The sequence below is a fragment of the Mesorhizobium sp. P160219 genome (assembly GCF_057786095.1).
Genome location: NZ_JBYNWG010000001.1, coordinates 3,551,630 through 3,577,991, shown reverse-complemented (window position 1 = coordinate 3,577,991; position 26,362 = coordinate 3,551,630). Strand labels below are relative to the sequence as shown.

Below are 26,362 nucleotides of genomic sequence, written 5' to 3'. Positions count from 1 at the left end.
AAGCTGCCAATCTCCCCCCTTGTGGGGGAGATGTCCGGCAGGACAGAGGGGGGCGCGAAGGATCGCCAGCCTGGCACCCGACATTGAAGACCCAAGAGTTGCGACCGAGTGGCGAGCCATGACCATTTGATGCGCTGGCGGGACAGCGCCCCCCTCTGGCCTGCCGGCCATCTCCCCCACTTGGGGGGAGATCAGCAGATTCAACCAAATTTCCCGGTCCGCGGGAATCCCTTCGGCACCATGCGACCGGCCGACGCTCTCGCGCCGATCCATTCCGCCAGCTCCTCGCGCGACCTGACGAAGGTGCGGTCTGCGGAATCCTGCCACGACAGGCCGCTCGCCAGCGTGAAAGGTTTCAGGTCGAGCAGACCGCCATCCTTGTATTTCTGCAGGCGAACGCCCTTGCCGCGGCCCATCTCCGGAATTTCGGAGAGCGCAAACACCAGCATCTTGCGGTTCTCGCCGACAATGGCGAGATGATCGCCTGACACCGGGACGCAGGCCTTGGCCTCGTCGGGCGCCTTGACGTTCATCACCTGCTTGCCCTTTCGGGTGTTGGCGACGACCTCCTCCTCCGGCACGACGAAACCATTGGCATCGTAGGAGACGAGCAGCAGCTTGCGCTTCGGGTCGTGGACGAAGGCGGTGACGATGTCCTGGTCGTTGTCCATGTCGACGATGATGCGGATCGGTTCGCCATGGCCGCGGCCGCCCGGCAGCCGGTCGGCGCCGATGGTGTAGAATTTTCCGCCGGTGGTGAAGACCAGGATCTTGTCGGTGGTCTGGGCATGGAAGGCGAGCTTGAGGCTGTCGCCTTCCTTGAAGGTGAGCGTGGAATGGTCGGCCAGATGGCCTTTCATCGCCCGCAGCCAGCCCTTTTCCGAGACCACCACGGTGACCGGCTCGCGCTCGATCATGGCGTGCGCAATGTCGGTCAGATCATGCTCCGGCGCGTCGGCGAACTGGGTGCGGCGCTTGCCGAGTTCGGTCTCGGGGCCGAACTTGTCGCGAACCTGCGTGACTTCCCATTTGATCGTCGACCATTGCTTGGCGTCGGATGCGAGCAATGCCTCGATCTGCTTCTTCTCGGTGGTGAGACCGTCGAACTCCTTGCGGATCTCGAACTCTTCCAGCTTGCGCAGGGCCCGCAGCCGCATGTTGAGGATGGCTTCGGCCTGGGTGTCGGTGAGCGACCAACGGGCCATCATCACCTGCTTGGGCTCATCCTCCTCGCGGATGATCCTGATGACCTCGTCGATGTTGAGATAGGCGATCAGGTAGCCGGCAAGGATTTCCAGCCGCTTCTCGATCTCGCCAAGCCGATGCTTCGAGCGGCGGATCAGCACATCGCGCCGATGGTCGAGCCACTCCTTCAGCACGCCCTTCAGCGACAGGACGTTAGGCACCTTGCCCCGCGACAAAACGTTCATGTTGAGGGGAAACCGGCTTTCGAGCTCGGTCAGCTTGAACAGCGATTCCATCAGAATGCCGGGATCGACCGAACGGCTCTTCGGTACGAGCACAATGCGGACGTCCTCGGCGCTTTCATCCCTGACATCCTCAAGCAGCGGCAATTTGCGCGCGATCAAAAGCTCGGCGATCTTCTCGATCAGCCTGGCCTTCTGGATGCCGTAGGGGATTTCAGTGACGACGATGCTCCAGGTGCCCCTGCCCTGATCCTCCTGGCCCCATTTGGCGCGCACGCGAAAACCGCCGCGGCCGGTCTCATAGGCCTCCAGGATGGATGCGCGGCTGTCGACGATGATGCCGCCGGTCGGGAAATCCGGCCCCTGGACGAACTCCATCAGCTTTGTCACCGGCGCGTCCGGCTGCTCGATCAACTGCAGCGCTGCGTTGCAAAGCTCGGCGGCATTGTGCGGCGGGATGGACGTGGCCATGCCGACCGCAATGCCGGAGGAACCGTTGGCGAGCAGATTCGGGAAGGCGCCGGGAAGCACTACGGGCTCCTCGTCCTCCTCATTGTAGGTTGGCCGGAAATCGACGGCGTCCTCGGTGATGCCGGCAAGCAAATCGCTCGCCACCTCGGTCATGCGCGCCTCGGTATAGCGCATGGCGGCGGCGTTATCGCCGTCGATATTGCCGAAATTGCCCTGCCCGTCGACGAGGGGATAGCGCATGGAGAAATCCTGCGCCAGGCGCACCAGCGCGTCGTAGATCGACTGGTCGCCGTGCGGATGGAACTTGCCCATCACGTCGCCGACAATGCGGGCGCATTTGGCAAAGCCCTGGTCGGGGTTGAGCCTGAGCAGTCGCATGGCATGCATGATGCGACGATGCACAGGCTTCAGCCCGTCGCGCACGTCAGGCAGCGCCCGGTGCATGATGGTCGACAGCGCATAGGCGAGATAGCGCTCTTCCAGCGCCTTCTTCAGATCCACCGGTTCGATGTGGTCACCGCCGCCATTTTCAGGCGGCAAAATCCTTTTTCCCATGCGGCTGGACTAGCCGAGCGGGTGATTCGCGGCAAGGCGGGGCTGCGGAAATCCGCACTTTGCAGCCTTTGGCTTACGAGGGCGGCTCAAGGTCCGACGATGGATGTGACGAACTTCATGTTCCAGCTTGCCGTCCCTGTGCAACAGCACCGGTAGCAGCGCTGTTGCCAACCAACATCAATCTGTTACACGCCCTCTCTAAGGCAGGAGACGGTACGCAGGGGAGCCCGACCTTCATGACATATTCACCGCATCGAGCGAAGGCTCCCGCTCCGATTTGCCTTTCGCCGTGATTTTCGACAACTCTGCGGGAAAGCGCCTTTTTCCCGTCCAGTTCGTCACGGAATAGTGATGGCGTAGAATTGAGAAAACACTTTTTCAGGACTCTCTCAGGGAACTCGCGATGACAATCCAACGTTCGACACTCAAGAAACTTGCTTTTTCGACCTTTTTGCTGACGCTGCCGCTGAATGCCGCCTTTGCGCAAGACACGGCGGTTGCCGACCGACTGAAGGCCGCACTTGCCGTCCAGGGCGTCGATATCACCTGGACCGGCGTTACCGGCGACAATTCCAGCATGGTGCTGCAGGGCGTGTCGGTCAAACCGGCGGCCGAAAAGGAGGCGCTGCCGATCGGCGACGTCAAGCTCGAGGGCGTGACCGAAGCCAATGGCGGCTTCGATGTCGCCACCATCACGACTTCGGCCTTCGAGCACAGCAAGGACGGCGTCACGCTCAACCTCACCCCCTTCGTCATCCACGACGCCAACATCCCGGCCGAGGGCGCTACAGGCCCGCTCGGCTCGATGATGATCTACAAGTCGGCCGAACTCGAAAACCTGACGGTCAAGGTTGCCGACAAGACCGCCTTCTCGGTGGATGGGCTTGCTGTCCAGATCACGCCGCCGGCCGACGGCAAGGCGATGGAGTTTTCCGCCACCACGGAAAAGTTCAACGCCGACCTGACCCTGGTCGACGATGCGAAGTCCAAGGAAGCCATCGAGGCCCTCGGCTACCAGAACATAACGGGCAATATCGAGATCGGCGGCACCTGGCAGCCGAGCGACGGCAAGATGGACCTGTCGAAATACGATATCTCGGTCGAGAATGCCGGCACGCTCGGCATGACCTTCGGCCTCGGCGGCTACACGGTCGACTTCGTCAAGTCGCTGCAGGAGATGCAGAAGAAGATGGCGGCGCAGCCCGAAGGGGCTGACAATTCGGCGCAAGGCATGGCCCTGCTCGGCCTGTTGCAGCAGCTCTCCTTCAACAGCGCATCGATCCGCTTCGATGACGATTCGCTGACCGGCAAAGTGCTTGAGTATGTCGGCAAGCAGCAGGGCATGTCGGGCAAGGACATCGCCAACCAGGCCAAGGCGATCGTGCCGTTCGGCATGGCGCAGCTCAACAATCCCGAACTGACCGCCGAAGTGACGGCCGCGGTGAGCAAGTACCTCGACGATCCGAAGAGCCTCGAGATTTCGGCCGAGCCGCCGGCAGCGGTGCCGTTCGCGCTGATCATGGCCGGCGCCATGTCCAACCCGGCCGACCTGACCAAGACGCTGGGCGTCCACGTCAAGGCCAACGAAGACTGATCGAAGTTCGCTCCCTTCTCCCCGTCACTATACGGGGAGAAGGTGCCGGCAGGCGGATGAGGGGCGGCGCCAACGCCTGCAAATTGTAGTTCGATGCTGAACCGGTTGTCAGAAGGCGCCAACTGCTAAGGCCGTTCGCCAATCGCCTGCATGCGTGCTGCCCCTCATTGTCCTGTCGGACATTTCTCCCCGTATAGAGACGGGGAGAAAGGGCAGCTGCAACGCTGCCGTCAGTCCTTCTTCACTGCCGCGACACGCAGCGACAGATCACGCAACTGCTGCGGCGAGGCTTCCGAAGGCGCGTTCATCAACAAATCGTAGGCCTGCTGGTTCATCGGGAACATGGTGATCTCTCGCAGGTTCTTGGCGCCGACCAGCAGCATGACGACACGGTCGACGCCGGCCGCCATGCCGCCATGCGGCGGGGCGCCATACTGGAAGGCGCGGTAGAGGCCACCAAAGCGTTCTTCCACCGTGGCGCGGTCGAGGCCAACCGTCTCGAACGCCTTGACCATGGTTTCCGGCAAATGGTTGCGGATACCGCCAGAGGCGATCTCGAAGCCGTTGCAGACCATGTCGTACTGGAAGGCCTTGATGCCGAGCAGGTCGTCGCCGTTGAGCGCGTCGATACCGCCTTGCGGCATCGAGAACGGGTTGTGGGCGAAGTCGATCTTCTTCTCCTCCTCGCTCCATTCGAAGAACGGGAAGTCGACGATCCAGCACAATTCGAAGCGCTCGCGGTCGACAAGGTTCAGTTCTTCGCCGGCACGCGTACGCGCGGCACCGGCGAAGGTAACGAACTTCTTCGGATCGCCGGCGACGAAGAAGGCGGCGTCGCCATCGGCAAGGCCGAGCTGCTGGCGGATCGCCTCGGTGCGCTCCTCGCCGATGTTCTTGGCCAGCGGACCGGCGCCTTCAAGCTTGTCGCCTTCCTTGCGCCAGAAGATGTAACCCAGTCCCGGCTGGCCCTCGCCCTGCGCCCACGAGTTCATGCGGTCGCAGAAGGCGCGGCTGCCGCCGGTCTTGGCCGGAATGCCCCACACTTCGGCCTTCGGATCGTTGGCCAGAATGTTGGCGAAGACCTTGAAGCCGGAATCGCGAAAATGGTCGGAGACGGCCTGCATCTCGATCGGGTTGCGCAGGTCCGGCTTGTCGGAGCCATATTTGCGCATGGCGACATCGTAAGGAATGCGCTGGAATGTCTGCGTCACCGGCTTGCCGTTGGCGAAGGTCTCGAAGACGCCGCGCATCACCGGTTCCATGGTCGACAGCACGTCGTCCTGCTCGACGAAGCTCATTTCGAGGTCGAGCTGGTAGAATTCGCCGGGCAGACGGTCGGCGCGCGGGTCCTCGTCGCGGAAGCAGGGCGCGATCTGGAAATAGCGGTCGAAGCCCGAAACCATGATCAGTTGCTTGTACTGCTGCGGCGCCTGCGGCAGCGCGTAAAAGGTGCCGGGATGGATGCGCGACGGCACCAGGAAGTCGCGCGCGCCTTCCGGCGACGAGGCCGTCAGGATCGGCGTCGAGAATTCGGTGAAGCCGACATCGGTCATACGCTTGCGCATCTCGGCGATGATTTTCGTGCGCGCCACGATGTTCCTGTGCAGCGTCTCGCGGCGCAGGTCGAGAAAACGGTACTTCAGGCGGATGTCTTCGGGATAGTCGGGCTCGCCGAACACCGGCAGCGGCAATTCCTTGGCTGCCGACAGCACCTCGATCTCGCGGGCAAAGATCTCGATCTCGCCGGTCGGCAGGTTGGCGTTGGTGGTGTCCGGCAGGCGCGCCTTGACCTCGCCGTCGACGCGGATCACCCATTCGCCACGCAGCGTCTCGGCCACCTTGAAGGCGGGCGAATCCGGATCGGCGACGATCTGGGTCAGGCCGTAATGGTCGCGCAGATCGATGAACAGCAGGCCGCCATGGTCGCGCACGCGATGCACCCAGCCCGACAGGCGAACCGAAGAGCCGACATCGCTCTTTCTCAACTGGGCACAGGTGTGGCTGCGGTAACGATGCATTGTCATGTCAAAATTCCGGGGTGCTGGGTTGTGGGTCGAGCATCAAAGCCCGGTCCAAAATTTGCGCGAAAAGCGCATGGGAGGCCCGATTTGTCAAGGCAAGCCGGGTTTGGTCGTCTCTCTATCCGCTAGTCAGTGTTGAAGTCTTTGCCAGGCTTGGCGCATTGCCGCCAGAAGTGTTTCTCGCGACAGTGCAGTCATCGAATGATCTGGAGATACTTCATGCCAGAACCCACAGTCCCGCCGGGTGTCGGGCCACATAATGGCCGCGAATTGGAGCTGATGCTTCAGGGCGACAAATCAATGGCCTTGTTCGCGGCGGAACCGGGTATGGACGCCGACGATATTGGCGATGCAGGTTTTGCACCGTTTGTCGACGAAGGTCGCATCCTGAAGTTCACCCAGATTGTTCCTAAAACCTCAGTGGAAGAGCGCTGCTACTGCCTGCCGACAGAAGAATGGCGCTGCAAACTGAGCTTGTTGATCTCCAGAATGTGCCGCAGCGGAGAGGCCTTTGACATCTTCACATCGAATGATCTGGCGAGGCTTGAAGGAGCCCTTCTCGGTTATTCAAAGGAAGATGTCGAAGTGTTCGTCGCCCATGCTGCGTCCCGGACTGCCCGCGCGCCGAGCTCCGTTTAAGCCAAATGGATTTCGGCGCCCTGGCGTTCGAAATCCGCGAGGATCGCGGCCGGCGCGGTCTTTTCGACCACGAGGTGGCGGATCGCCTCTGGCCTGGCAACCCGGTAGGGTGCGGCTGTGGCTAGCTTGTCGTTGGTTACAGCGATGACGATGCCTGCGCTGTTCTTGGCCATGGCCCGCTTTACCTCGGCCTCAGCCGAATCGAAGGCCGTGACGCCGCGCGACGCATCGAGACCGCAGGAGCCGAGAACAAACAGGTCCGCGCCAAGTTGCGCGACAGCGGCAAGCGTGTCGGCGCCGACGCAGGCGCCGAGATGGCGGTCGAACCGCCCGCCCAGCACAATCAGTTCGACCAAAGCGTGGTCTGACAGGACGGAGGCAATTTCGAGCGAATTGGTGGCGACGGTCAGATCGATGTCGCGCGGGATGGCCCTGGCGATCGCGGCATTGGTCGAGCCGCTGTCGATGAACAGGGTCTGTCCGCGCGAAAGCAGTGCCACGGTCGCGCGGGCCAGCCGCGTCTTTTCTTCGACCGCATGGCCGGCGCGCAGGCCGACCGGCGTGGCCGCGAAGGGTGCGGCCGCGACCGCGCCGCCATAGACGCGGCGGCACTGCCCGGCCTTGGCCAACTCCCTGAGGTCGCGCCGAACCGTGTCTTCCGAAACGCCGAAGCGGCCTGCCAGCTCGCCGGCCAGCACCCTTCCCTCGACGGCCAGGCGATCGCGAATAATTTGATGCCGCTCATCGGTCAGCATTGCATGATCCTGTTTTTTTCCATGCACGTTCTTGCACGATTTGCATGTTTGTGCAAGATGTAGGCATATCAAACAGTGACAACCGTCGACTCTCTTCCCCGATAGCATCGTCATGACCTTTGGCCTCCGCCTCGCTCCGCAACACCGGGTCTACGCCGGCTTTGCGATCTATTCGTTCGCCATGGGCCAAATCTTCCCGCGGCTGCCCGACATCAAGCACGCCATGGGCATCGGGGACGGCACGCTCGGGCTAAGCCTGATCGGGACGCCGATCGGCACCTTGACCGCGCTGACGCTGGCGGCGCCGATCCTGGAGCGCATCGGCTTCCGCCGCGCGCTGCTCGGGCTGGTGCCGCTTTTGTCGGTTGTCTTTGCCATTGCCGTGCATGCGCCTGGGCCGCTTGCGCTGTTCCTGATGCTGTTTCCGGTCGGCCTGATGATCGGCAGCGTCGAGATCATTCTCAATGTCGAGGCCGATAGAACCGAATTCCTGCTCAAGCGCCGGATCATGAACCGGGCGCATTCGTTCTGGAGCATTGGCTTTTTCGGCGCCGGCCTGTTCGGCGCCGCGCTTGCGCATCTCGGCATATCGCCGCAACTGCACCTGGCGATTGTCGTACCGATGGTGGCGACAGGAATCGCGCTGTTTCTCGGCGGTTACGAACCGGCGCCGAGCCGCTTCGCCGGCAATGACGAGACGGCGCCAAGGCTGGCGCGGCCGACGCTGCCGATCCTCGCCCTCGTCGCGGTGACACTGTCGGCGATGCTGATGGAAGGCGCCAGCATCGACTGGTCGGCAATCTACATGCGCACCGTGTTCGATGCGGGCCCTTTCGTCGCCGGCTTCACCGTGGCGCTGTTTGCATTCTCGCAAGCGAGCACGCGCTTCTTTGCCGACTCCTTTGTCGACCGCCACTCGCCGAGCGTCGTGGCGCGGGTGCTGCTGGCGACGATGGCGGTCGGCGTGCTGCTCGTCTTCTTCTCGCCTGCCCCGCTCGTATCGATGCTGGGCTTTGCGCTACTTGGCATCGGCAGCAGCGCGATCTTTCCGCTGGCGATCTCGGCGGCGGCCCAACGCACGGACCGCTCCGCGGCAATCAATGTCGCGGCGCTGTCGCAGATCTCCTTCGTCGCCTTCCTGCTCGGCCCGCCATTGCTCGGCTTCGTCTCCGACCATTGGGGCATTCGCTCGGCCTTCGGTATCGGCATCCCCTTCATCATCCTCAGCCTGCTGACTGCCGGCCCGCTTGGCCGAAGGGCGTCCCGGGGCAAGCCTGCGCCGGCGAGCGAAGCTTTGGCGAGGGGCCGACGGAGCTTGAACGGCCGCACTTGAAGCCACACACCTGTTGGCGGCGGGACAAGCCACTGGCATTGGCCACACCGATGGTTCAGAACTGTGGAGCCACCTAAGCAACGGTTCCGTATGTCCTCCATCCGCCCGCTGATCCCGCTCCTCATCGCCGCCGGCATCCTGCTTGGCGGCAACGGGCTGCAGGGCACGCTGATCGCGTTGCGCGGCGCGCAGGAAGGGTTTTCGGCCTCCGACATCGGCCTGATGGGCACGTTCTATTTCGCCGGCTTCCTGCTTGGTTGCCTCGCAGTCACCCGCATCCTCAAGGCAGTCGGCCATGTCCGGACGTTTTCAGCGCTCGCCGCCATCGCCGCGGCCAGTACGCTGCTCCTGGTGCTGATCATCGATCCGGTGATGTGGTGCGCGGTGCGCTTTGCCGGCGGTTTCTGCTTTGCCGGTCTGTTCACCGTCATGGAAGCCTGGCTGAACTCCGGCGTCGAAAACAAGGATCGTGCGCGCGTGCTGGCCATCTACCGCATGGTCGATATCGGCTCGGTGACCGGCGCGCAGTTCCTGATCCCGATCTTCGGCCCCGGCGGCTTTGCCATCTTCGCCATCATGTCGATGATGATCACGCTGTCGCTGGTTCCGGTGTCGCTCGGCGACCGCTCCAACCCGACGCCGCCGGAAGACGTCAAGCTCGATCTCGCCCGCGTCTGGCGGATTTCGCCGCTCGGCTGCTTCGGCTGCATCTGCGTCGGCGTCACCAACAGCGCGTTCCGCACGCTGTCGCCGGTCTATGCCGAGCAGATCGGCATGTCGGTGGCCGATGTCGTCACCTTCGTCAGCGTCGGCATCTTCGGCGGCGCCCTCATCCAGTATCCGCTGGGCTACCTCTCCGACCGCTGGGATCGGCGCGCGGTGCTTTTGGCCACGACATGCGGCGCCATGTTCGCGGCGCTGGCGCTGGTCTTCGTCGCCGGCGCCGATCCGACCCTCAATTTGATCATCGTCTTCATCTTCGGCAGCTTCGCCATGCCGCTCTATTCGCTATCGGCGGCGCATTCCAACGACCGCGCCGACAAGGGCGAGTTCGTGCTGATCAACGCCGCCTTGATGCTGTTCTATTCCTTCGGCGCCATTGGTGGCCCCTTCGCGGCGTCCGCAGTGATGCAACATTTCGGACCGGGCGCCCTGTTTGTCTTCAGCGCAGTCGTCTACGCCACCCTCATCGCCGTCATTCTCTACCGCATGCAGGTGCGCGGCAGCGTGCCGGCGGGCAAGCGCAGCCGCTTCACGGCGCTGCTGCGCACATCAACCGTCTTCGCGCGGCTGGCGCGCAGAAATGGCGATTCCGACGGATCGGCTGATACTTGACCGAAGGGCGGCTTGACGAAAGCGCCCATGGCTGAAATTGAAAGAGAACCTTACCCGTTACTAAAAAGCGATTTGATGCACGTCATCACCACCCAAAATGAGCTCGAGTCCGTTCTCGCCGCTTTTGAAAAGTCGGATTTCGTCACCGTCGACACCGAATTCATCCGCGAAACGACATTCTGGCCGATTCTGTGCCTGATCCAGATGGCGGCGCCCGGCGTCACCGCGCTGATCGACCCGCTGGCGCCCGACATCAACCTCGCCCCGTTCTTCCGGCTGATGGCCAATGAGGCGGTGGTCAAGGTTTTCCATGCCGCGCGCCAGGACATTGAAATCATCGTCCATCTCGGCGATCTGGTGCCCCATCCGGTGTTCGACACCCAGGTCGCGGCCATGGTCTGCGGCTTCGGCGACAGCGTCTCCTACGATCAGCTGGTGCAGCGCATCACCGGCGCACGGCTCGACAAATCCTCGCGTTTCACCGACTGGCGCCACCGGCCGCTGTCGGACAAGCAACTCGACTATGCCTTGGCCGACGTCACCCATCTGATCGACGTCTACAAGCATCTCAGCGCCGAACTGGAGCGGGAAAACCGCGCCCATTGGCTAAACGAGGAAATGGAGGTGCTGACTTCGCGCGAGACCTACGATCCGCACCCCGAAGACGCTTGGAAGCGGCTGAAGATGCGGCTGCGCAAGCCGCAGGAGCTGGCGATCGTGCAGACGGTGGCGGCATGGCGCGAACGCGAGGCGCGCGAGCGTGACGTGCCGCGCGGCCGGGTGCTCAAGGACGACGCCATATACGAGGTCGCCCAGCAGGCGCCGCGCGATGCGGCAGCGTTGGGCAAGCTGCGCACGACGCCGAAAGGCTGGGAGCGTTCGTCGACGGCTACCGCATTGCTTGGCGCGGTCAACACGGCGCTCGCTTTGCCCCGCGAAGAGATGCCGAAGCTGCCCAAGAGCTTTCAGCCGCCCGAGGGCTCCAATGCCGCCTCCGAGCTGCTGAAGGTTCTGTTGCGGATCGTCGCCGAGAAGGAAGGCGTCGCCTCGAAAGTGCTGGCGTCCAGCGACGACATCGACCGCATCGCCGCCGAGGGCGAGGATGCCGACGTGCCGGCCCTGCAGGGCTGGCGACGCGCCGTGTTCGGCGAAGCCGCACTGAAGCTGGTGCGCGGCGAAATCGGCATCAAGTTCGACAAGCGCAAGATCGCGGTGTTCGATTTGTAGACCCCCACCCCGCTCCGCTGCGCGGAGCGACCCTCCCCACAAGGGGGAGGGTAAACAACTGCCCTACACCGCTCCGAGCAGGTGTAGCGCGAACCAGATCCATGCCAGCAAGAGAATGATCGCGCCGACGTAGAAGGCGCGGCTGCGAAACCGCAGATTGTTGCTGGTGAGGTGGACCCAGGCGTGGCCATAGCGGGAAATCACGAAAATCCACATCAAGGCCAGGGTCAGATAATTGACGCCATTGGTCGCGTGCAGCGCCAGGCACAGCACATAGAACAGCACCGGCAGTTCAAACTGGTTGATGAGATTGTTGGCAACCGTGACGCTCGACCCGGGCTCGGTCGTGCGCACCTTGTATTGACCGACCTTGGCCTCGCCCGATTTGACCGCGCCGTAGCGGCGCCGGCCCATCACGACATAGACGATATAGACGAGCAACACCTGCGCCAGCATCGGCCAGAAAATCGCGGTCTGGCTCATGGCGTTGCCCCTGCTCTGTCGTTCATGCCTGTGGACGCCGCTGGGCGGCAAGGATCAAAAACGCGATGACGATGACGGGGATCGCCAGCAGCGCGAATTTGGTGACGATCAGCGACGAGGCCAAAGACAGAGAATCCGGGTTGGCCGACAGCGCATCGGACAAGAGCCGCGCCACCGCAATGTTCTGGGCGTAGTCGGCGCATGTGTAGGGCAGCACGATGACCAGCGCGAACAGCGCCTGAAGCTGCACCGGCATGGCACGAAAATTCTTCAGCCGCCGCCCCGTTGCCAGGATCAGGCTGACCATGGTCAGCGACAGCAGCGCCGGGAAGAGAAGGTCGAAAGTCAAATAGTGCCAGACCAGGATGATCTCGCTGCCGCGTCGGCCGAGTGCCGTCAGCCAGGCCATGCCCTCATCGGGCGTGAACCCGCCAAGGCGCACGTCGAGCGACGGCAGGCCACCGCTCAGCCGGCGGAAATAGAAGAATTCCAGCAGCGTCATGATGATGAAAACCGCCGCGGCGGCAAAGCACAGCGCGCCGGCATGGCGCGCCAGCCGCAGCACGATCGTCGCCTGGTGGCGCCAGAGCATGTACCGCTCTGGCTGCCGGTCAGGCTCCGCCAGGATAGTTCGGGCTTTCGCGGGTAATCGTGACGTCATGGGCGTGGCTTTCACGAAGTCCGGCGTTGGATATGCGCACAAAGGTGGCGCGTTCGCGAAAATCGGCAAGGTCGCGGCCACCGACATAACCCATAGCGGCTTTTAGCCCGCCCGCAAGCTGGTGCAGCACGCCAGACACAGGTCCCTTGTAGGGCACCTGCCCTTCAATGCCTTCCGGGACCAGTTTCAGCGTGTCGCGAACCTCGGCCTGGAAGTAGCGATCGGCCGAGCCGCGCGCCATGGCGCCGACAGAGCCCATGCCGCGATAGGCCTTGAAGGAGCGGCCCTGATGCAGATAGACCTCGCCCGGGCTTTCGTCGGTGCCGGCCAGCAGCGAACCGATCATGGCCGCACTGGCGCCCGCGGCAAGCGCCTTGGCCAGGTCACCCGAATATTTGATGCCGCCGTCGGCGATGACCGACACGCCTGATCTATGCGCCGTCTCGACCGCCGACATGATCGCCGAAAGCTGCGGCACGCCGACGCCGGCGACGATGCGCGTGGTGCAGATCGAGCCCGGGCCGATGCCGACCTTGACGGCATCGGCGCCGGCGTCGATCAGCGCCTGCGTGCCTTCGGCGGTGGCGACGTTGCCGGCCAGGATGCGGACGGAATTGGAAAGCTTCTTGGCCCGCGTCACCGCATCGAGCACGCGCTGCGAATGGCCATGCGCGGTGTCGATGACCAGGAGGTCGACACCGGCATCGATCAACCGCTCGGCGCGCTCGAAGCCGTCATCGCCGACGCTGGTGGCTGCCGCCGCCCGCAGGCGCCCCTGCGCATCCTTGGTGGCGTGCGGGTTGAGCTGCGACTTCTCGATGTCCTTGACGGTGATCAGGCCGACGCAATTGCCGGACTTGTCCACGACGACGAGCTTTTCGATGCGGTGCTGATGCAGCAGCCGCTTGGCCTCGTCCTGGTCGACATTCTCCTTGACCGTGATCAGGTTCTCACGGGTCATCAATTCGTAGACTTTCTGCCCCGGATCGGAGGCGAAGCGCACGTCGCGGTTGGTCAGGATGCCGACGAGGCGGCCGATCTTCTGGCCGCCGGTCCCGCCATTCTCGACCACCGGAATGCCCGAGATGGAATAGGTGCGCATCAGCGCCAGCGCGTCGGCCAGGGTGGCGTCGGGGCCGATGGTGACCGGATTGATGACCATGCCCGATTCGAACTTCTTGACCTGACGCACCTGCTCGGCCTGTTCGGCCGGCGAGAAATTGCGGTGGATGACGCCGATGCCGCCGGCCTGCGCCATGGCGATGGCGAGCCTCGCCTCGGTGACGGTGTCCATGGCGGCCGACAGGATCGGCACGTTGAGGTCGATGTCGGTGGCGATGCGGGTGCGGATGTCGGTCTCACCGGGCATGACCTCGGAATGACCGGGCTGCAACAGCACGTCGTCAAAGGTCAGCGCCAGCGCGCCGGTGGACGTTTCGATGATTTTTGCCATGGCCAGTCCTCGGATACGAAAAGCGCCGGGAGAATACAAAAAAGCGCTGGACCGAAATGGACAGCGCCGACTCGTTTCTTCCCTTTCAGGATTGGCGCTGGCTGGTAACACGTCGCGGCGTGGTTGAAAAGCCGGTCGTGGCCTATTCGGCGGACTTGCCCAACAGGGCATCGAGCAAGACATGGCGCGGTGACGCGAAAGGATTGACGACCGTTACGCCGCCCCAGGTGAAGCCGTCCTGCAGATCTTCCGACAGCAGCAGCCGGCAACCGGTTTGCGAGGCAACAGACAGGATGGTCGCATCCCAGATGCCGAAATGGTGATCGGTCGCAAGATCAGCCGCGACCGTCATCACCTCCGGCGTCGTGCCGACAACCGGAAACGCGTCGCGCCAGCTCAACAGGGCGTCGCGCGCTTGTGCACGTGATCGTCCGGCCTTGCGTGTGAGAACGGTGAACAATTCGCCGAGCACTTGGACTGGAATGACGGCTGCCTCTTGCGCAATGTCGTGCAGCAGGCCGAAAACGATGTCGCGCTTCTCGGCTCCGTTGATCCCCTCGGCATAAACAAGGATGTTGGTATCGAGCGCGACCTTCACCGCTCGTCCTCGTAAAGCTCGTCGCGGCTCCAGCGCCCGGCTTCTACAACAGGCTGGCGTTCGAGGCGCGACAGCAGCGCTGTGCGCGAACGAGACGCCGCAGGGTCGGGCTGCCCTGCAGGCACGATCCGCGCCACGGGACGCCCATGGCTGGTCACGACATAGCTCTGTCCTTCGCGGACACCGCGCAGGAGGAGCGAGAATTTGCGGTTGGCGTCGGCTGCGGAAACGGCTTCTTCCATGGCATTGTCCATATAGTAGTTATATTCACTACAGCATAGTGAACCCGGTCAATTTTCGCAAGTTCATTCAATGTGGCGAAACGCAGCGACGCCTCTTGTCCGCCCACGGTCGCACAAAAGTGACAGCAAATTAATGCGACATCGCGCCTGAGGCGTGATAACCGCCGGTTCGTATCGCTTGCCCCGCCTTTTCATTGCCTGGATTGGCCGGCACGCAATTTTGGCCAATTCGGACGCGTTCGTTGAACCGCATCATTCCGCTCATTCTGGCGGTCGCCTTGTTCATGGAAAACATGGATTCGACCGTCATTGCGACATCGCTGCCGGCGATCGCCGTCGACATCCACACCAGCCCGATCGCGCTCAAGCTGGCGCTGACCGCCTATCTGGTGTCGCTGGCCATCTTCATTCCGATCAGCGGCTGGATGGCCGACCGGTTTGGCGCCAAGACCATTTTTCGCGCCGCGATCGGCGTGTTCATCGTCGGCTCGGTCTGCTGCGCCGTCTCCAACTCGCTGCCGGCCTTTGTCGTCTCGCGCTTCCTGCAAGGCATAGGCGGCGCCATGATGACGCCGGTCGGCCGGCTGGTCCTGGTGCGCGCGACGCCGAAGAGCGAGCTGGTTGCCGCCATGTCGTGGCTGACGGTGCCGGCGCTGGTCGGACCGCTCGTCGGACCACCGATCGGCGGCTTCATCACCACTTATTTCACCTGGCACTGGATCTTTCTGATCAACGTGCCGATCGGCCTGATCGGCATCTGGCTGGCGACGCGCTTCCTGCCGCAAACCGACTCGATGGAGACGCCGCCGCTCGATTTCGTCGGTTTCGTGCTGAGCGGGCTGGCGGCCTCCGGCGTCGTCTTTGGCCTGTCGGTGGTCAGCCTGCCCTATCTGCCGCCGGCGACCGGCCTCATCACCGTGGCGGTCGGGCTGATTTCCGGCGTGCTCTATCTGCTGCATGCGCGGCGCGCCAAGAACCCGCTGCTGGCGCTGGAACTGTTCCGCAACCAGGTGTTCCGCTCCTCGGTGCTCGGCGGCTCGCTGTTTCGCATCGGCATCGGCGCGGTGCCGTTCCTGTTGCCCCTGATGTTCCAGATCGGCTTCGGGCTGACGCCGTTCCAGTCGGGCATGATCACCTTCGTCTCGGCCATCGGCGCCATTGGCATGAAATTCGTTACCGCGCTGATCTTCCGGCTTGCGGGGTTCCGCCGGGTGCTGATCTGGGGCTCGCTGATCGCCGCGGCATCGATCGCCATATACGGCCTGTTCACGCCGGAGACGCCTTACGCGCTGATGCTGGCGATATTGCTGGTCGGCGGCTTCATCCGCTCGATGTTCTTCACCGGCGTCAACGCGCTCTCCTATGCCGAGGTGACGGCTGAAGACACCAGCAAGGCAACGCCGATCACGGCGGTGTTCCAGCAGTTGTCGATCGCGCTCGGCGTGGCGCTGGCCGGCGGCATCCTGGAAGTCTCGACCTCGATCCATGGCGGACCGCTGGCGCTCGGCGATTTCCACATCGCCTTCTTCATCGTGGCGGCGGTGTCGGCGGCAGCGTCCGTGTCATTCATGCGGCTGGCGCCGGATGCCGGCAATGCCGTGTCGGGACATGGCCGGCTGACGACGCCGAAGACGCTGGAGCCGGTGAGCACGGCTGGGAAGTAAGGGGCGAGCGCCCCTCATCACTTCGTTCATCCTAGGGCGAAGCGACTCAAAGCGTCGCGCAGACCCTAGGATCCATGCCGTGATCTTGATCGAAGGATGCAGCGGCACAGAATTCTGCAGCGTTTCAACGCGTTAACGTCACGGCATGGATCCTAGGGTCTGCGCTGCGTCGCTTCGCTCCTTGCTTCGCCCTAGGATGACGATGCCACTGGTGGCTCTCTGCCCTTAAAATCCTTCGCCAGCAAATACAGTTCCACCGACTCATCGCGCGACGCCGGCGGCTTCACGTGGTGCACCGAGCGGAAGTTCTTCTTCAGCATCGAAAGCAGCTCGTTCTCGGCGCCACCCTGGAAGGTCTTGGCGAGGAAATGCCCGCCCGGCTTCAGCACCGACAGCGCGAAATCGGCGGCCACCTCGCACAAATGCATGGTGCGGATGTGGTCGGTTCGCTTATGACCCGTCGTCGGCGCGGCCATGTCCGACAACACGACATCGGGGTCGCCGCCCAACGCCTCGGCGAGCTTTTGCGGCGCTTCCGGGTCGAGGAAATCCATCAGCAGCACCGGCGCACCCGGCACCGCATCTATTTCGAGGTAGTCGATGCCGATGACATGTGGATTTTCCGCCGTCGACTTGGTCCTCGCGGCCGCCACCTGGCACCAGCCGCCGGGGGCCGCACCGAGGTCGATGACCTTCATGCCGGGCTTCAAGAGATGGTGCTTGTCGTCGATCTCGATCAGCTTGTAGGCCGCGCGCGACCGGTAGCCGTCGGCCTTGGAGCGCTGGACATAGGGATCATTGATGTGGCGCTGCAGCCAGCGGCGCGACGATTTTTTGAGGCCCGACTTCTTCTTGATTCGTGTTTTGAGGACGCGAATGCTGGCGGAGCCCGGCTTTTCCGGCTTCTTTGTCATGACGTTATTTCTTGTTTGAGTTTTTGCACTCGCCGAGTTGCCGCCGTTTTTCGGCCGCTTCGCGTTTCGCGGAGGGCTTCCCCCACTCCGTCGCCGCTTCGCCGCGCCACCTCTCCCCCCTCCGGAGGGAGAGGAAAGGCGCTGGTCTGCATAAGTTCGCGCCCTTCCTCTACCCCGTCGATCGGGGGAGAGGTGTCGAGCGAAGCTCGACGGAGTGGGGGTCGACCGTTCACCAAAGCAATGCGGATCATGCTCGGCCCCGCCCACTGTTGCGCCAGACGCCGTCATCGGCCATCAGCTCGCTCAAAATCCCTTCGCGTAAGCCCCGGTCGGCGACGCGCAGCCGCTCCGACGGCCACACCGCACGGATGGCTTCCAGGATAGCACAGCCGGCCAGCACCAGGTCGGCGCGGTCCGTACCGATGCACGGGTTGGCGCAGCGCTGCTGGAAATCCCAGCCGACCAGTTTTTCGACCATGCGGTCGACGCTGTCGCGGTCCATCCACAGCCCGTCGACGCGGCGCCGGTCGTAGCGTTCGAGGTCGAGATGGACGCCGGCCAGCGTCGTCACCGTGCCGGATGTGCCCAGCAGATGGAATTTCGGGCTGGTCAGCACGTGGCTCAACCGGTCGCGACCATCAAAGGATTTTAGCCGCACCGCGACGTCGTCGACCATGGCGGCAAAGATCTCGCGCGTCACCGTGCGGCCGCCAAAACGCTCGGCCAGCGAGACAACGCCGACCGGAAGCGACGTCCACGACACGATGTGGTTGGCAAGCCGCGGCGAGCGCTGGCCGGTGAGGTCGATCAGCGCGATTTCGGACGAGCCGCCGCCGATGTCGAACAGGACCACGCCTTGCGTGTCGCGCTCGACCAGCGAGCCGCAGCCGGATACAGCAAGCCGCGCCTCGGTCTGGCGGTCGATGATTTCCAACTTCAACCCCGCCTCTCGTTCGACGCGCTGCAGGAATTCGACGCCATTATCGGCGGTGCGGCAAGCCTCGGTGGCGATCAGCCGGGCTTTCCTGATCTTGCGGTTGCGCAATTTGTCGCCGCAGATTTTCAGCGCCTCGACGGCGCGGTCCATCGCCGCCTGGCTAAGGTGCCCATTGGCGGTCAGCCCCTCGCCCAGCCTGACGATGCGCGAGAAGGCGTCGATGACGCGGAACTGGCCATGGCGTTGCGGCACCGCGACCAGCAGCCGGCAATTGTTGGTGCCGAGATCGAGCGCGGCAAACACCGGCAGTTCCTGCATCGGCGGCCGATGCATGGGCTGTTCCGGTCGGGGTTGTGGGGCCGAGGGCAAAGGCACGGGCGCTGGAGCGGCCGGGCCGACGGAGGCCGGCGCACCGACCGCCGCGGCCGTTGCGAGAGGGCTGTCGTCGCGCGCAAAAACCTTGCGCCCACGCCGGCGCTTGCGCCGCTTTCTCGCCTTGCCGCGCTGATGCTGGGCGTCGCCGGCCTGTCCGTTGCCGGACTGGGGCCCCGCCTGGCGGGGCCGCCCGGCGGATGGGCTTGGCCCGCCTGATGGCGGCGAAGCCCTGGACACGCCCACTTCCGGCGCGCCAGCGCCGGTGTCGTGGTCTTCCACTTCAGTTCCTTCCGGCGCCGCGCGAACCGGAAAACCGGACGCAGCAGGCGCTTCAATCTTTTAAGTTGCCGCCAGAGTAGCAGCGCCGGACCGGATCACCAAGAGCAAGGACTCAAATTTTGCCGGCTGCGTCCTGCCAGATCCCCGCTGCTTTGCAGCGTCCCGGCGTTCGCTAGCCTTTCATCTTGCCACTGGCACGACGAATTCGCCGTTGGCGAACCGGCTGCTCACCCTTGCCGGTTGAATAGCCGGCTTCAATGAGGCATTTTTGAAATGAGGGGGAATTGGTGAATCGCGGACGTTTTAACGCCCGCCTGGGCGATGGGCAGCAACACATGACGACAACTCCATGAATTGGGGGGCCACGAATTGGAAGCGCTATCTGTGGCCGGTCATCGGTGTCGCGGCGGTCATCGGGTCGCTGTTGTTGCTGTGGCATGAGTTGCGCGGCATCTCGATCGACGATGTCTGGGACGGCATATCAGCCATCCCGACGCGCGGATGGATGCTTGCGGCACTGAGCTCGGTGGTCGCCTACGCCTCGCTTGCCGGCTACGACCACATTGCCCTTCTACATATCGGCAAGAAGATGTCGTGGCTGTTCGTCACCTTCTGCTCCTTCACCACCTATGCGCTGTCGCACAATATCGGCGGCTCGGTGTTTTCGGGCGCCGTGATCCGCTACCGCGCCTACGGCACCAGGGGGCTGACCGGCCAGGATGTCGGCATTCTGGTGGCGATCTGCTGGATCACCTTCGTGCTCTCCAGCATTCTGGTCGGCGGCCTGGTGCTGGTTTTCGAGCCTGCAATCATCGACCGCTTTTCCGGCGCCCCGCACCACGGCCTGGCGATCGCCGCCGGCATCGCTTTGCTGATCCTGGTCGGCGCCTACATCTTCGGCAGCTGGCTGCATCTGAAGCCGCTGAAAATCGCCGGCTTCCAGTTGCACTACCCGGCGCTGCCGATCGTGGCGCGGCAATTGCTGATCGGCCCGATCGAGCTTCTGGCGGCGGCGGCGATCATCTTCTTTGCCCTGCCCGTTGCCGGCAATCCCGGCTATTTCGTCATCCTCGGCGTGTTCCTGGTGTCATTCTCGGTTGCGCAGATCTCGCACGCGCCGGGCGGGCTCGGCGTGTTCGAGGTCGTGTTCCTCGCCGGACTGTCTGATATGGACCCGGTCGGCGTGCTGGCGGCACTTCTGGTGTTCCGGCTGTTCTACCTGATCATCCCGCTGCTGATCGCGCTCGGCGTGGTGCTGTTCTTCGAGCATTCGCAATACAGCCGGACAGAGAGCTGAGGATCATTGGGTGCGGCGCGCCACCCGGGCGTAATTGCCCCTATGAAACGCTGTGATTGAAACGCAGCTTAGGCTTGACTATTTTCCGGCGGCGGCTACAAGGCACGCGCGGCTGCTTCGGCGGCCCACCAGCGCGACAGCGCCTGCTGGGGAATAGGTTAACGGTAGACCCACGGACTCTGACTCCGTTAGTCCTGGTTCGAATCCAGGTTCCCCAGCCAAGGCACGTCATGCCCACTGACAGCCAGTACATCCTCGAACGCATCCGCCAGGGATGCGTGGAGTTGTCCGACGACGAGTTCGCCATCGACAGGCTGGCAAAATATGTCGGCAACGGGAGAATCCGCTGGCATGTCGAGTTCCGTGGGCATCGCATCGAGCTGACAACCGGCCAGATCAAGAAGCAGCCTACCTTTCGCAGGAAAATCCTCGAACAGGCCGGCGTTCTGCCGCCGCAGCGTGCCGGGGCGGACTATAGGCGATGGGCTCTCGATCTGAGGCGGAACGCCATCGAGCTTCCCTGGCGGGACAGGCCGGTCGATGCCGGTTTTGCCATCGACAGGCTGACCAGCCACGGCGATGGGCGCTGGACGGTGGAATACCAGGGCAAGGCGACAAAATTCACGACGACCAAACTGCGCAGGCAGCTCAGCTTCCGTAAACGCATGCTGGCCAAGGCCAAGGTGCTGCCGCCCGAACTGGCCCCAGCCGCTTATCGAAAGTGGATGGACTGGCTTATTCAAAACGCCACTGAGGCGGCACCACAGGCCGGCGAAATCTTGATGACGGAGAAAAGCTGGCTGGACGACCTGCCGGAGCTGGCCGGCTGGCAAGATGAGGCGCCGCCGGAAGGGACCGACTAGGGCAGCGACAGCATCTCCCATAAGGATTTATCCGCATTTTAACTAATGTAGATCATCCTTTCGGATTGTGTTCTCCCGGCTTTTGGACAGAGCAGAATGGTCGATTTCGTGGACAAGGATGACGTTCCAGCACCCGGCCCGCCCAAACGCTGGCGCGCAATAGCTTTGGCGGCACTCCAGATCGTCCCGCCGGTCATTTCATCATGGCCGGCTATTTCACCTATGTGACCTCGCACAACAAGCCGCCTGCAGACATGGCGGCGCTGGCCGTGTCGATCATGAAATCGGGCGATGCTTCTCCAGAACTGCGCGATTGGGCAGCTGGCGTTCTCCGGCAGGAGTTTGGTTGCGCCCAAGCCAGCGGCCGGCGCCGCTCATCCAAGAGATTGCCTGAGGAGGCGCCGGCCAGGCGGGCATTGGGGTACCCGCCGACGCTACATTAGCATTGGTGCATAGATGCGATATGGCGCGAACGCGGAAGGTCGGCAGCCGCGGCACTACAGCAATTTTTCCCAAGACCCGGGCCCGCAACGCTGCAAGGGTTGTGGCGCCCAGCGTTTCCGCGAGGCTTGCCCTGGAGACAATCATGACGACGTTTCTCACCGCTCTCGCATCCGAAGGTCCGCCAGCCGACCGGGCGAAAGACATGGACCTCTATGGATGGTTGATTGGCAGTTGGGACATGGAGACGGTTCACCACCGCAACGACGGCACAATCCAGAAATCGGATGGCGAGTGTCACTTTGGCTGGGTGCTCGAAGGCCGCGCCATTCAGGACATCTGGATCAGGCCCAGGCGCCCTGCCCCGTCCACCATGTATGGCACGACCTTGCGCGTCTTCGATCCCGGGATCGGTGGCTGGCACATTATCTGGAGCGATCCGCTCAACCAGGATTACTCGCGCCAGATCGGGCGGGCCGAAGGCAAGGACATCGTCCAGATGGGCGCCGACTCGCGCGGCCTGCAGGCGCGGTGGCGGTTCACCGAGATCACCGCCGCCAGCTTTCACTGGATCGGTGAGGAGAGACGAGCGGAGAGCGACCCCTGGCGCGTGACATATGAACATTTCGCGCGCCGGACGGGTTCCTGAAGCACGCTTGCGCATTCAGCCCCTCGTGCCTACGGGCGAGGTACGACCATAGATTAGCGATAGCTCAATTAACACCAAACCAGTATCTCAAAACCCGCCGGTACAAGCGCGCCCAAGAACCTTCATATGTACCGAGCGCGAACTGAGGCTAGACAAGTGAAGATTCCAATAGCATTGTTGGCACTGGGACGGGGCTCGACCGGCAAGCGCAAACGATGCTTGTCGGTGGTTGGCAACTGCTAAACCGTACAGCCGTAATTGCCACGGCTGCGAGACCAAGGAGTCCCAAGGATGCCGAACTCAAGCCAAACCAGCGATCAATGGTGGGTCAACGACCAGACGCCGGACAACCCGTACGGCAAAAGCGAAGATTACGGGGCCTTCCTCACCTACCTTGGAGCGCTGGACCGGTCGATAACGCCGGCGATCGCGGCGGGAACGCTGAGGATAAATGTCTCCGAGCTCAATGACCATCCCGAATACAAGGCCGCCGCGATCGGCGCCTTGCAGATGTGGGCCAGTGTCACCCCGTTGAAGTTCGAAATCGTCGACAATGCACCATACAACAGCGCAACGGACTGGATGCAGGTTGTCAGCCCCGAACTGGGCGAAGAGGACGACGGCAGCGCCTATTCCAACGACCGCTATGTCAGCATCGGCCAGCGTTTCCACGACACCGAGGTCAACAAGACGGATATTGGCGGCTATGTCTTCGATTCCTTCATCCATGAATTCGGTCATGAGTTCGGGCTGAACCACCCCGGGCTCTACAATTACAGCGGCCCCGGCGGCGTACAGATCAATTATCTGAACAATGCGACCTGGACCTACGACCGTCAGCAATACAGCGTCATGTCCTATTTCGACGGGATCGATGTCGGTGAAACCAGCCGCTGGTCGGCGTCAACGCCGATGATGGCCGACATCGAGGCTGTCATCCGCCGCTTTTTCTCCACCGTCGACGAGAACGGCGTGCGCACCTATCAGCATATCGATCTCAACACGGGCGACAACGTCTACGGCTTCGGCAGTGCCGTGGACGGCTACCGGCTGACCTCCTCGGGCATGCAGCACGATATCGGTTTTGTCATCCATGACACCGGCGGAACCGACACGATCGACTTCTCCGGCTCGACGGCCGGCACGATCCTCGATTTGCGCGCCGGACAGTTCTCCAGCGTCAACGGCCACAGCAACAATGTGTCGATCTTTGCCGGGCACAACGCCGATGGCACCGATTATTACATCGAGAACGGCATCGGCAGCAGCTATGATGACGTCCTGATTGGCAATGACGGAGCCAACGTGCTGGATGGCCGCGGCGGCGGCGACCGCATGGCCGGCAATGGCGGCGACGACACCTACTTCGTCGATTCCCTCGACGACGTCGTGCGCGAGGAAGCGAATGGCGGGAATGACACGGTCGTTCTGCTGAACCGGAACTTGAATATCCGGAAAATCGCCAACGTCGAACACATCATCTACGCCGACGAGTCGACACTCCAGCCTGGAGACGGCGGCACCGAAACCGCACCGACCATCGGCGACAACACGATGACCAGCGTCATCTTCGGCGACAATGGCAACAATACGCTCGACGGCGGCGCCGGCGACGACACGATCTTCGGTCAGGGCGGCGATGATCTCATCATCGGCGGCCGCGACTCGCTCGCCAGCCGCGACATCAACAACACCATCGATGTCGCCGACCTTCCAGACCAGACCGAGAGCGACGACGGCAATGACACGCTCTATGGCGGCCGCGGCAACGATACGATCCTCGGCGGCCAGGGCAACGACATCCTCGACGGCGGCGACGGCGACGATACGCTGAGCGGCCAGGATGGCGTCGATATATTCAGGGGTGGCGCCGGCGTCGACACGGTAGACTTCAGCAAGGAGAGCCCCTTCCAGCTGCTCGTCAACCTCGAGACGAACGTGGCCAGCGGCGGAACCGCTACGGGCGACACCTTCTACAGCATCGAAAACCTGATCGGCTCCGATGACCGCATCGACCGTTTCATCGGCACGTCGGCGGCAAATCATTTCTGGGGCCGGGGCGGCGGCGACTATTTCAACGGCGGCGGCGGCAACGACATACTGGATGGCGGCAATGACGGCGACATCCTGTACGGTGAAGCCGGCAACGACACGATCATCGGCGGCGCCGGCCAGGACTATCTGGATGGCGGCGCCGGCATTGATACGGTCGTCTACGAAGGCAGCTCCGCCGGCGTGACGATCGACCTCGCCAATGGCACGGCCAATGGCGGCGACGGCGATGGCCCGGTGCAGATCGTCGGCCGCGGCACCGTTGTCCGGCACGACATCCTGGTCGGATTCGAAAACGCCGTCGGGTCGTTCTTCGACGACCATCTCATCGGCAACGCCCAGGCCAACAAACTTTCCGGCGGCGCCGGCAACGACACGCTGACCGGCGGTGGCGGCGCCGATATATTGAATGGCGGCGCCGGCAGCGACACGGCGGACTACGCCGACGCGGCCAGCGGGCAAAACCTCAAGCTGGGTGGCGGCAAATCCGGCGGCGACACCTATATCTCGATCGAAAATCTGGCTGGCTCGGGCTTCAACGATCACCTGACCGGCGACGGCGCGGCCAATGTGCTGACCGGCCAGGGCGGCGCCGACAAGATCGACGGCGGCGGCGGCGATGACACCCTGCTCGGCGATTTCGCCTATCAGGGCGATGCTCCGCCACGCCCGGGCATGGGCACCGGCTACGCCACGCTCGGACCGGACGCGACCAACAATTCGGTCTCGACCGCCTTCGACATCTCGAACAACTTCTCGCTGACCGCCGACCCCGACATCTTCGATTCGACGACCACCCTTCACACCACCGTCAATGCCACCGGAAACGGCTTGGGCGGATATTACAGCATCAACCTGGCGGCCGGCACGATCATCACCATCGACATCGATGGCATTGCCGACCCCAATGTCCATGACAGCATCGTCAGGGTGCTGGACAGCGATGGCAATATCGTCGCCCAGAACGACGATGGCGGCAACGACCCCGGCTCCAACAACGGCCGCGATTCGAGCACCAGCTTCATCGTTCAGGAAACCGGAACCTACTATATTGTGGAGGGCGAATGGTCGGACTCGGCTCCTGGCGATGGCTGGGTTGAATCCGTGCCGGAGGGCTCGACTTACAAGCTGAACGTGTCGGTCGAATTCCCGCCGGCACCAGCTCAGCCGGGCGTTGCGGGCGCCGATACGCTCAACGGCGGCGGCGGCAGCGACCTTTTGGATGGCGGGCTGGCTGCCGATACGCTGACCGGCGGCGCCGGCGACGACTATTTCCGCTTCTCGACAGAACTCGGGAACGGCAATATCGACTGGATCAAGGACTTCAAGGTCGCCGACGATACGATCCTGCTGGACAACCTCATCTTTGCCAGCGTTGGCGGCGACGGCGCCCTCGCTTTGGGCTCATTCTACAAGAGCGCAGCCGGTGCTGCTCATGATGCCGACGACCGCATCATCTACGACACCGACAGTGGAATATTGTCTTACGACGCCGATGGTTCCGGACAGGGAGCAGCCGTTCAGTTTGCACACCTGAACACAAATCTGGATCTTTCGGCTGCAGACTTCATCGTCATCTAACGCGTTGCCGGGAGGGGTGCCGTCAGGCTCCCCTCCCGCATACCCCAGCGCAGTGAAAAGGGAGAGGACGCGATGACCGACCGCCGCACAGTGTTAATGGCCGCCGGAGTTGCGGCAGTCGCCGCGGCCACCGGGGCAGCGGCAGCGCAATCGCCAGATATTCGCGCGCCAGATATTCGCGCAACAGATATTCGCGGCGCCGTCACCTTTGTGGGCGGCAAGGCTATCCCGGAAGGTCATCTCGAGATCTATCTTGAGGATTCCGCCATTCAGGACAGTGGGCGACGCCGCGCCGCCAAAACCAGCCTCAAGAGCGAGGGCGGCTCAAAGACGATAGAATTTTCCTTGCCCCTGCCCGCAAGCTCGACCGCTTCACCAACGCTGCAGGTCGTTGCGCGCCTGGAGCGTGCGGACGGCTGGCTGGTGGCGCGGGGCAGCGCGCAGTTCCAGGCCGGCCTGCCCGTCCATGTCACACTCAAGGCAGTTATCTATTGAAGGACGAGATGCCATATCCTG

At 63.0% G+C, this 26,362-nt stretch carries 22 protein-coding genes and 1 tRNA gene; 13 read left to right on the top strand and 10 right to left on the bottom strand.

The window, feature by feature from the left end; translation table 11 throughout:
* Positions 1-200 precede the first annotated feature (200 nt).
* A complete protein-coding gene (parC, locus tag AC3EMP_RS17295) occupies positions 201-2,453 on the bottom strand; it encodes a DNA topoisomerase IV subunit A (RefSeq protein WP_023694915.1) in 2,253 nt (750 codons plus the stop codon).
* Positions 2,454-2,856: 403 nt separating this feature from the next.
* On the opposite strand from parC, the gene AC3EMP_RS17290 reads away from it, so the two are divergent.
* Entirely contained in the window at positions 2,857-4,047 is a 1,191-nt protein-coding gene (locus tag AC3EMP_RS17290) for a hypothetical protein (protein ID WP_023734156.1), read from the top strand.
* Between the two features lie 230 nt (positions 4,048-4,277).
* On the opposite strand, the gene aspS is transcribed toward AC3EMP_RS17290, so the two are convergent.
* Positions 4,278-6,065 (bottom strand): aspartate--tRNA ligase, encoded by a 1,788-nt coding sequence (gene aspS, locus AC3EMP_RS17285; RefSeq protein WP_023682421.1) that lies wholly within the window; start codon positions 6,063-6,065, stop codon positions 4,278-4,280.
* 222 nt (positions 6,066-6,287) lie between these two features.
* On the opposite strand from aspS, the gene AC3EMP_RS17280 reads away from it, so the two are divergent.
* Complete coding sequence (locus AC3EMP_RS17280; RefSeq protein WP_023734157.1) at positions 6,288-6,707, top strand: hypothetical protein; 420 nt, start codon at positions 6,288-6,290, stop codon at positions 6,705-6,707.
* Here AC3EMP_RS17280 and AC3EMP_RS17275 read toward each other — a convergent pair.
* Positions 6,704-7,462, bottom strand: coding sequence for a DeoR/GlpR family DNA-binding transcription regulator (locus AC3EMP_RS17275; RefSeq protein ID WP_023734158.1), 759 nt, complete (start codon positions 7,460-7,462; stop codon positions 6,704-6,706). The genes AC3EMP_RS17280 and AC3EMP_RS17275 overlap by 4 nt on opposite strands.
* Positions 7,463-7,574: 112 nt before the next feature.
* Between AC3EMP_RS17275 and AC3EMP_RS17270 the strand changes: the two genes are divergently transcribed.
* The 3 genes from AC3EMP_RS17270 (at position 7,575) to rnd (ending at position 11,357) form a co-directional block, all read left to right on the top strand.
* Positions 7,575-8,795, top strand: a complete 1,221-nt coding sequence (locus AC3EMP_RS17270) for an MFS transporter (protein WP_352712359.1) — start codon at positions 7,575-7,577, stop codon at positions 8,793-8,795.
* A gap of 90 nt (positions 8,796-8,885) precedes the next feature.
* Positions 8,886-10,130 carry an MFS transporter gene (locus AC3EMP_RS17265; RefSeq protein WP_023689528.1) on the top strand — a complete coding sequence of 415 codons (1,245 nt, stop codon included), beginning with the start codon at positions 8,886-8,888 and terminating at the stop codon, positions 10,128-10,130.
* Between the two features lie 75 nt (positions 10,131-10,205).
* Positions 10,206-11,357 (top strand): ribonuclease D, encoded by a 1,152-nt coding sequence (gene rnd, locus AC3EMP_RS17260; protein ID WP_023682426.1) that lies wholly within the window; start codon positions 10,206-10,208, stop codon positions 11,355-11,357.
* 63 nt (positions 11,358-11,420) lie between these two features.
* Here rnd and AC3EMP_RS17255 read toward each other — a convergent pair whose 3' ends face one another.
* The 5 genes from AC3EMP_RS17255 to AC3EMP_RS17235 form a co-directional block, all read right to left on the bottom strand.
* On the bottom strand, positions 11,421-11,840 hold the full coding sequence (locus AC3EMP_RS17255) for an MAPEG family protein (RefSeq protein ID WP_023673032.1): 420 nt from the start codon (positions 11,838-11,840) through the stop codon (positions 11,421-11,423).
* Between the two features lie 22 nt (positions 11,841-11,862).
* Positions 11,863-12,432, bottom strand: coding sequence for a hypothetical protein (locus AC3EMP_RS17250; RefSeq protein ID WP_050587175.1), 570 nt, complete (start codon positions 12,430-12,432; stop codon positions 11,863-11,865).
* Between the two features lie 19 nt (positions 12,433-12,451).
* A complete protein-coding gene (gene guaB, locus AC3EMP_RS17245; RefSeq protein ID WP_023734161.1) occupies positions 12,452-13,954 on the bottom strand; it encodes an IMP dehydrogenase in 1,503 nt (500 codons plus the stop codon).
* Between the two features lie 142 nt (positions 13,955-14,096).
* Complete coding sequence (locus tag AC3EMP_RS17240; protein ID WP_023673035.1) at positions 14,097-14,552, bottom strand: PIN domain-containing protein; 456 nt, start codon at positions 14,550-14,552, stop codon at positions 14,097-14,099.
* On the bottom strand, positions 14,549-14,794 hold the full coding sequence (locus AC3EMP_RS17235; protein ID WP_023673036.1) for a type II toxin-antitoxin system Phd/YefM family antitoxin: 246 nt from the start codon (positions 14,792-14,794) through the stop codon (positions 14,549-14,551). Before AC3EMP_RS17235 ends, AC3EMP_RS17240 begins: the two co-directional genes overlap by 4 nt.
* A gap of 242 nt (positions 14,795-15,036) precedes the next feature.
* Here AC3EMP_RS17235 and AC3EMP_RS17230 point away from each other — a divergent pair, with 242 nt between their 5' ends.
* On the top strand, positions 15,037-16,458 hold the full coding sequence (locus tag AC3EMP_RS17230; protein WP_023734162.1) for an MFS transporter: 1,422 nt from the start codon (positions 15,037-15,039) through the stop codon (positions 16,456-16,458).
* Between the two features lie 191 nt (positions 16,459-16,649).
* On the opposite strand, the gene AC3EMP_RS17225 is transcribed toward AC3EMP_RS17230, so the two are convergent.
* Together AC3EMP_RS17225 and AC3EMP_RS17220 are read right to left on the bottom strand one after the other, a co-directional pair.
* Positions 16,650-17,372: an RlmE family RNA methyltransferase gene (locus AC3EMP_RS17225; protein ID WP_488494637.1), complete on the bottom strand. Its 723-nt coding sequence runs from the start codon at positions 17,370-17,372 to the stop codon at positions 16,650-16,652.
* Between the two features lie 247 nt (positions 17,373-17,619).
* Positions 17,620-18,963, bottom strand: a complete 1,344-nt coding sequence (locus tag AC3EMP_RS17220) for a Ppx/GppA phosphatase family protein (RefSeq protein WP_023715378.1) — start codon at positions 18,961-18,963, stop codon at positions 17,620-17,622.
* Positions 18,964-19,312: 349 nt separating this feature from the next.
* Here AC3EMP_RS17220 and AC3EMP_RS17215 point away from each other — a divergent pair, with 349 nt between their 5' ends.
* From AC3EMP_RS17215 to AC3EMP_RS17185, 7 genes are all read left to right on the top strand, one after another.
* The gene (locus tag AC3EMP_RS17215; RefSeq protein WP_023715377.1) at positions 19,313-20,260 is read left to right on the top strand and encodes a lysylphosphatidylglycerol synthase domain-containing protein; all 948 of its coding nucleotides are present in this window, start codon (positions 19,313-19,315) and stop codon (positions 20,258-20,260) included.
* Between the two features lie 147 nt (positions 20,261-20,407).
* Positions 20,408-20,481 (top strand) — tRNA-Gln (locus AC3EMP_RS17210).
* Between the two features lie 9 nt (positions 20,482-20,490).
* Positions 20,491-21,123: a hypothetical protein gene (locus tag AC3EMP_RS17205; protein WP_023682880.1), complete on the top strand. Its 633-nt coding sequence runs from the start codon at positions 20,491-20,493 to the stop codon at positions 21,121-21,123.
* Positions 21,124-21,326: 203 nt separating this feature from the next.
* Entirely contained in the window at positions 21,327-21,566 is a 240-nt protein-coding gene (locus AC3EMP_RS17200; RefSeq protein WP_023682881.1) for a hypothetical protein, read from the top strand.
* A 143-nt stretch (positions 21,567-21,709) separates the two neighbouring features.
* On the top strand, positions 21,710-22,213 hold the full coding sequence (locus AC3EMP_RS17195) for a hypothetical protein (protein WP_023682882.1): 504 nt from the start codon (positions 21,710-21,712) through the stop codon (positions 22,211-22,213).
* 291 nt (positions 22,214-22,504) lie between these two features.
* The gene (locus tag AC3EMP_RS17190) at positions 22,505-25,846 is read left to right on the top strand and encodes a M10 family metallopeptidase C-terminal domain-containing protein (protein WP_352710202.1); all 3,342 of its coding nucleotides are present in this window, start codon (positions 22,505-22,507) and stop codon (positions 25,844-25,846) included.
* A 72-nt stretch (positions 25,847-25,918) separates the two neighbouring features.
* Positions 25,919-26,341, top strand: a complete 423-nt coding sequence (locus tag AC3EMP_RS17185) for a hypothetical protein (RefSeq protein ID WP_023750467.1) — start codon at positions 25,919-25,921, stop codon at positions 26,339-26,341.
* Positions 26,342-26,362: the final 21 nt, after the last annotated feature.

Coding starts and splice junctions, on each gene's coding strand:
- parC (WP_023694915.1), bottom strand. CDS start 2,453: ATGGGAAAAAGGATTTTGCCGCCTGAAAATGGCGGCGGTGACCACATC.
- AC3EMP_RS17290 (WP_023734156.1), top strand. CDS start 2,857: ATGACAATCCAACGTTCGACACTCAAGAAACTTGCTTTTTCGACCTTT.
- aspS (WP_023682421.1), bottom strand. CDS start 6,065: ATGCATCGTTACCGCAGCCACACCTGTGCCCAGTTGAGAAAGAGCGAT.
- AC3EMP_RS17280 (WP_023734157.1), top strand. CDS start 6,288: ATGCCAGAACCCACAGTCCCGCCGGGTGTCGGGCCACATAATGGCCGC.
- AC3EMP_RS17275 (WP_023734158.1), bottom strand. CDS start 7,462: ATGCTGACCGATGAGCGGCATCAAATTATTCGCGATCGCCTGGCCGTC.
- AC3EMP_RS17270 (WP_352712359.1), top strand. CDS start 7,575: ATGACCTTTGGCCTCCGCCTCGCTCCGCAACACCGGGTCTACGCCGGC.
- AC3EMP_RS17265 (WP_023689528.1), top strand. CDS start 8,886: ATGTCCTCCATCCGCCCGCTGATCCCGCTCCTCATCGCCGCCGGCATC.
- rnd (WP_023682426.1), top strand. CDS start 10,206: ATGCACGTCATCACCACCCAAAATGAGCTCGAGTCCGTTCTCGCCGCT.
- AC3EMP_RS17255 (WP_023673032.1), bottom strand. CDS start 11,840: ATGAGCCAGACCGCGATTTTCTGGCCGATGCTGGCGCAGGTGTTGCTC.
- AC3EMP_RS17250 (WP_050587175.1), bottom strand. CDS start 12,432: ATGCTCTGGCGCCACCAGGCGACGATCGTGCTGCGGCTGGCGCGCCAT.
- guaB (WP_023734161.1), bottom strand. CDS start 13,954: ATGGCAAAAATCATCGAAACGTCCACCGGCGCGCTGGCGCTGACCTTT.
- AC3EMP_RS17235 (WP_023673036.1), bottom strand. CDS start 14,794: ATGGAAGAAGCCGTTTCCGCAGCCGACGCCAACCGCAAATTCTCGCTC.
- AC3EMP_RS17225 (WP_488494637.1), bottom strand. CDS start 17,372: ATGACAAAGAAGCCGGAAAAGCCGGGCTCCGCCAGCATTCGCGTCCTC.
- AC3EMP_RS17215 (WP_023715377.1), top strand. CDS start 19,313: ATGAATTGGGGGGCCACGAATTGGAAGCGCTATCTGTGGCCGGTCATC.
- AC3EMP_RS17205 (WP_023682880.1), top strand. CDS start 20,491: ATGCCCACTGACAGCCAGTACATCCTCGAACGCATCCGCCAGGGATGC.
- AC3EMP_RS17200 (WP_023682881.1), top strand. CDS start 21,327: ATGGCCGGCTATTTCACCTATGTGACCTCGCACAACAAGCCGCCTGCA.
- AC3EMP_RS17195 (WP_023682882.1), top strand. CDS start 21,710: ATGACGACGTTTCTCACCGCTCTCGCATCCGAAGGTCCGCCAGCCGAC.
- AC3EMP_RS17190 (WP_352710202.1), top strand. CDS start 22,505: ATGCCGAACTCAAGCCAAACCAGCGATCAATGGTGGGTCAACGACCAG.
- AC3EMP_RS17185 (WP_023750467.1), top strand. CDS start 25,919: ATGACCGACCGCCGCACAGTGTTAATGGCCGCCGGAGTTGCGGCAGTC.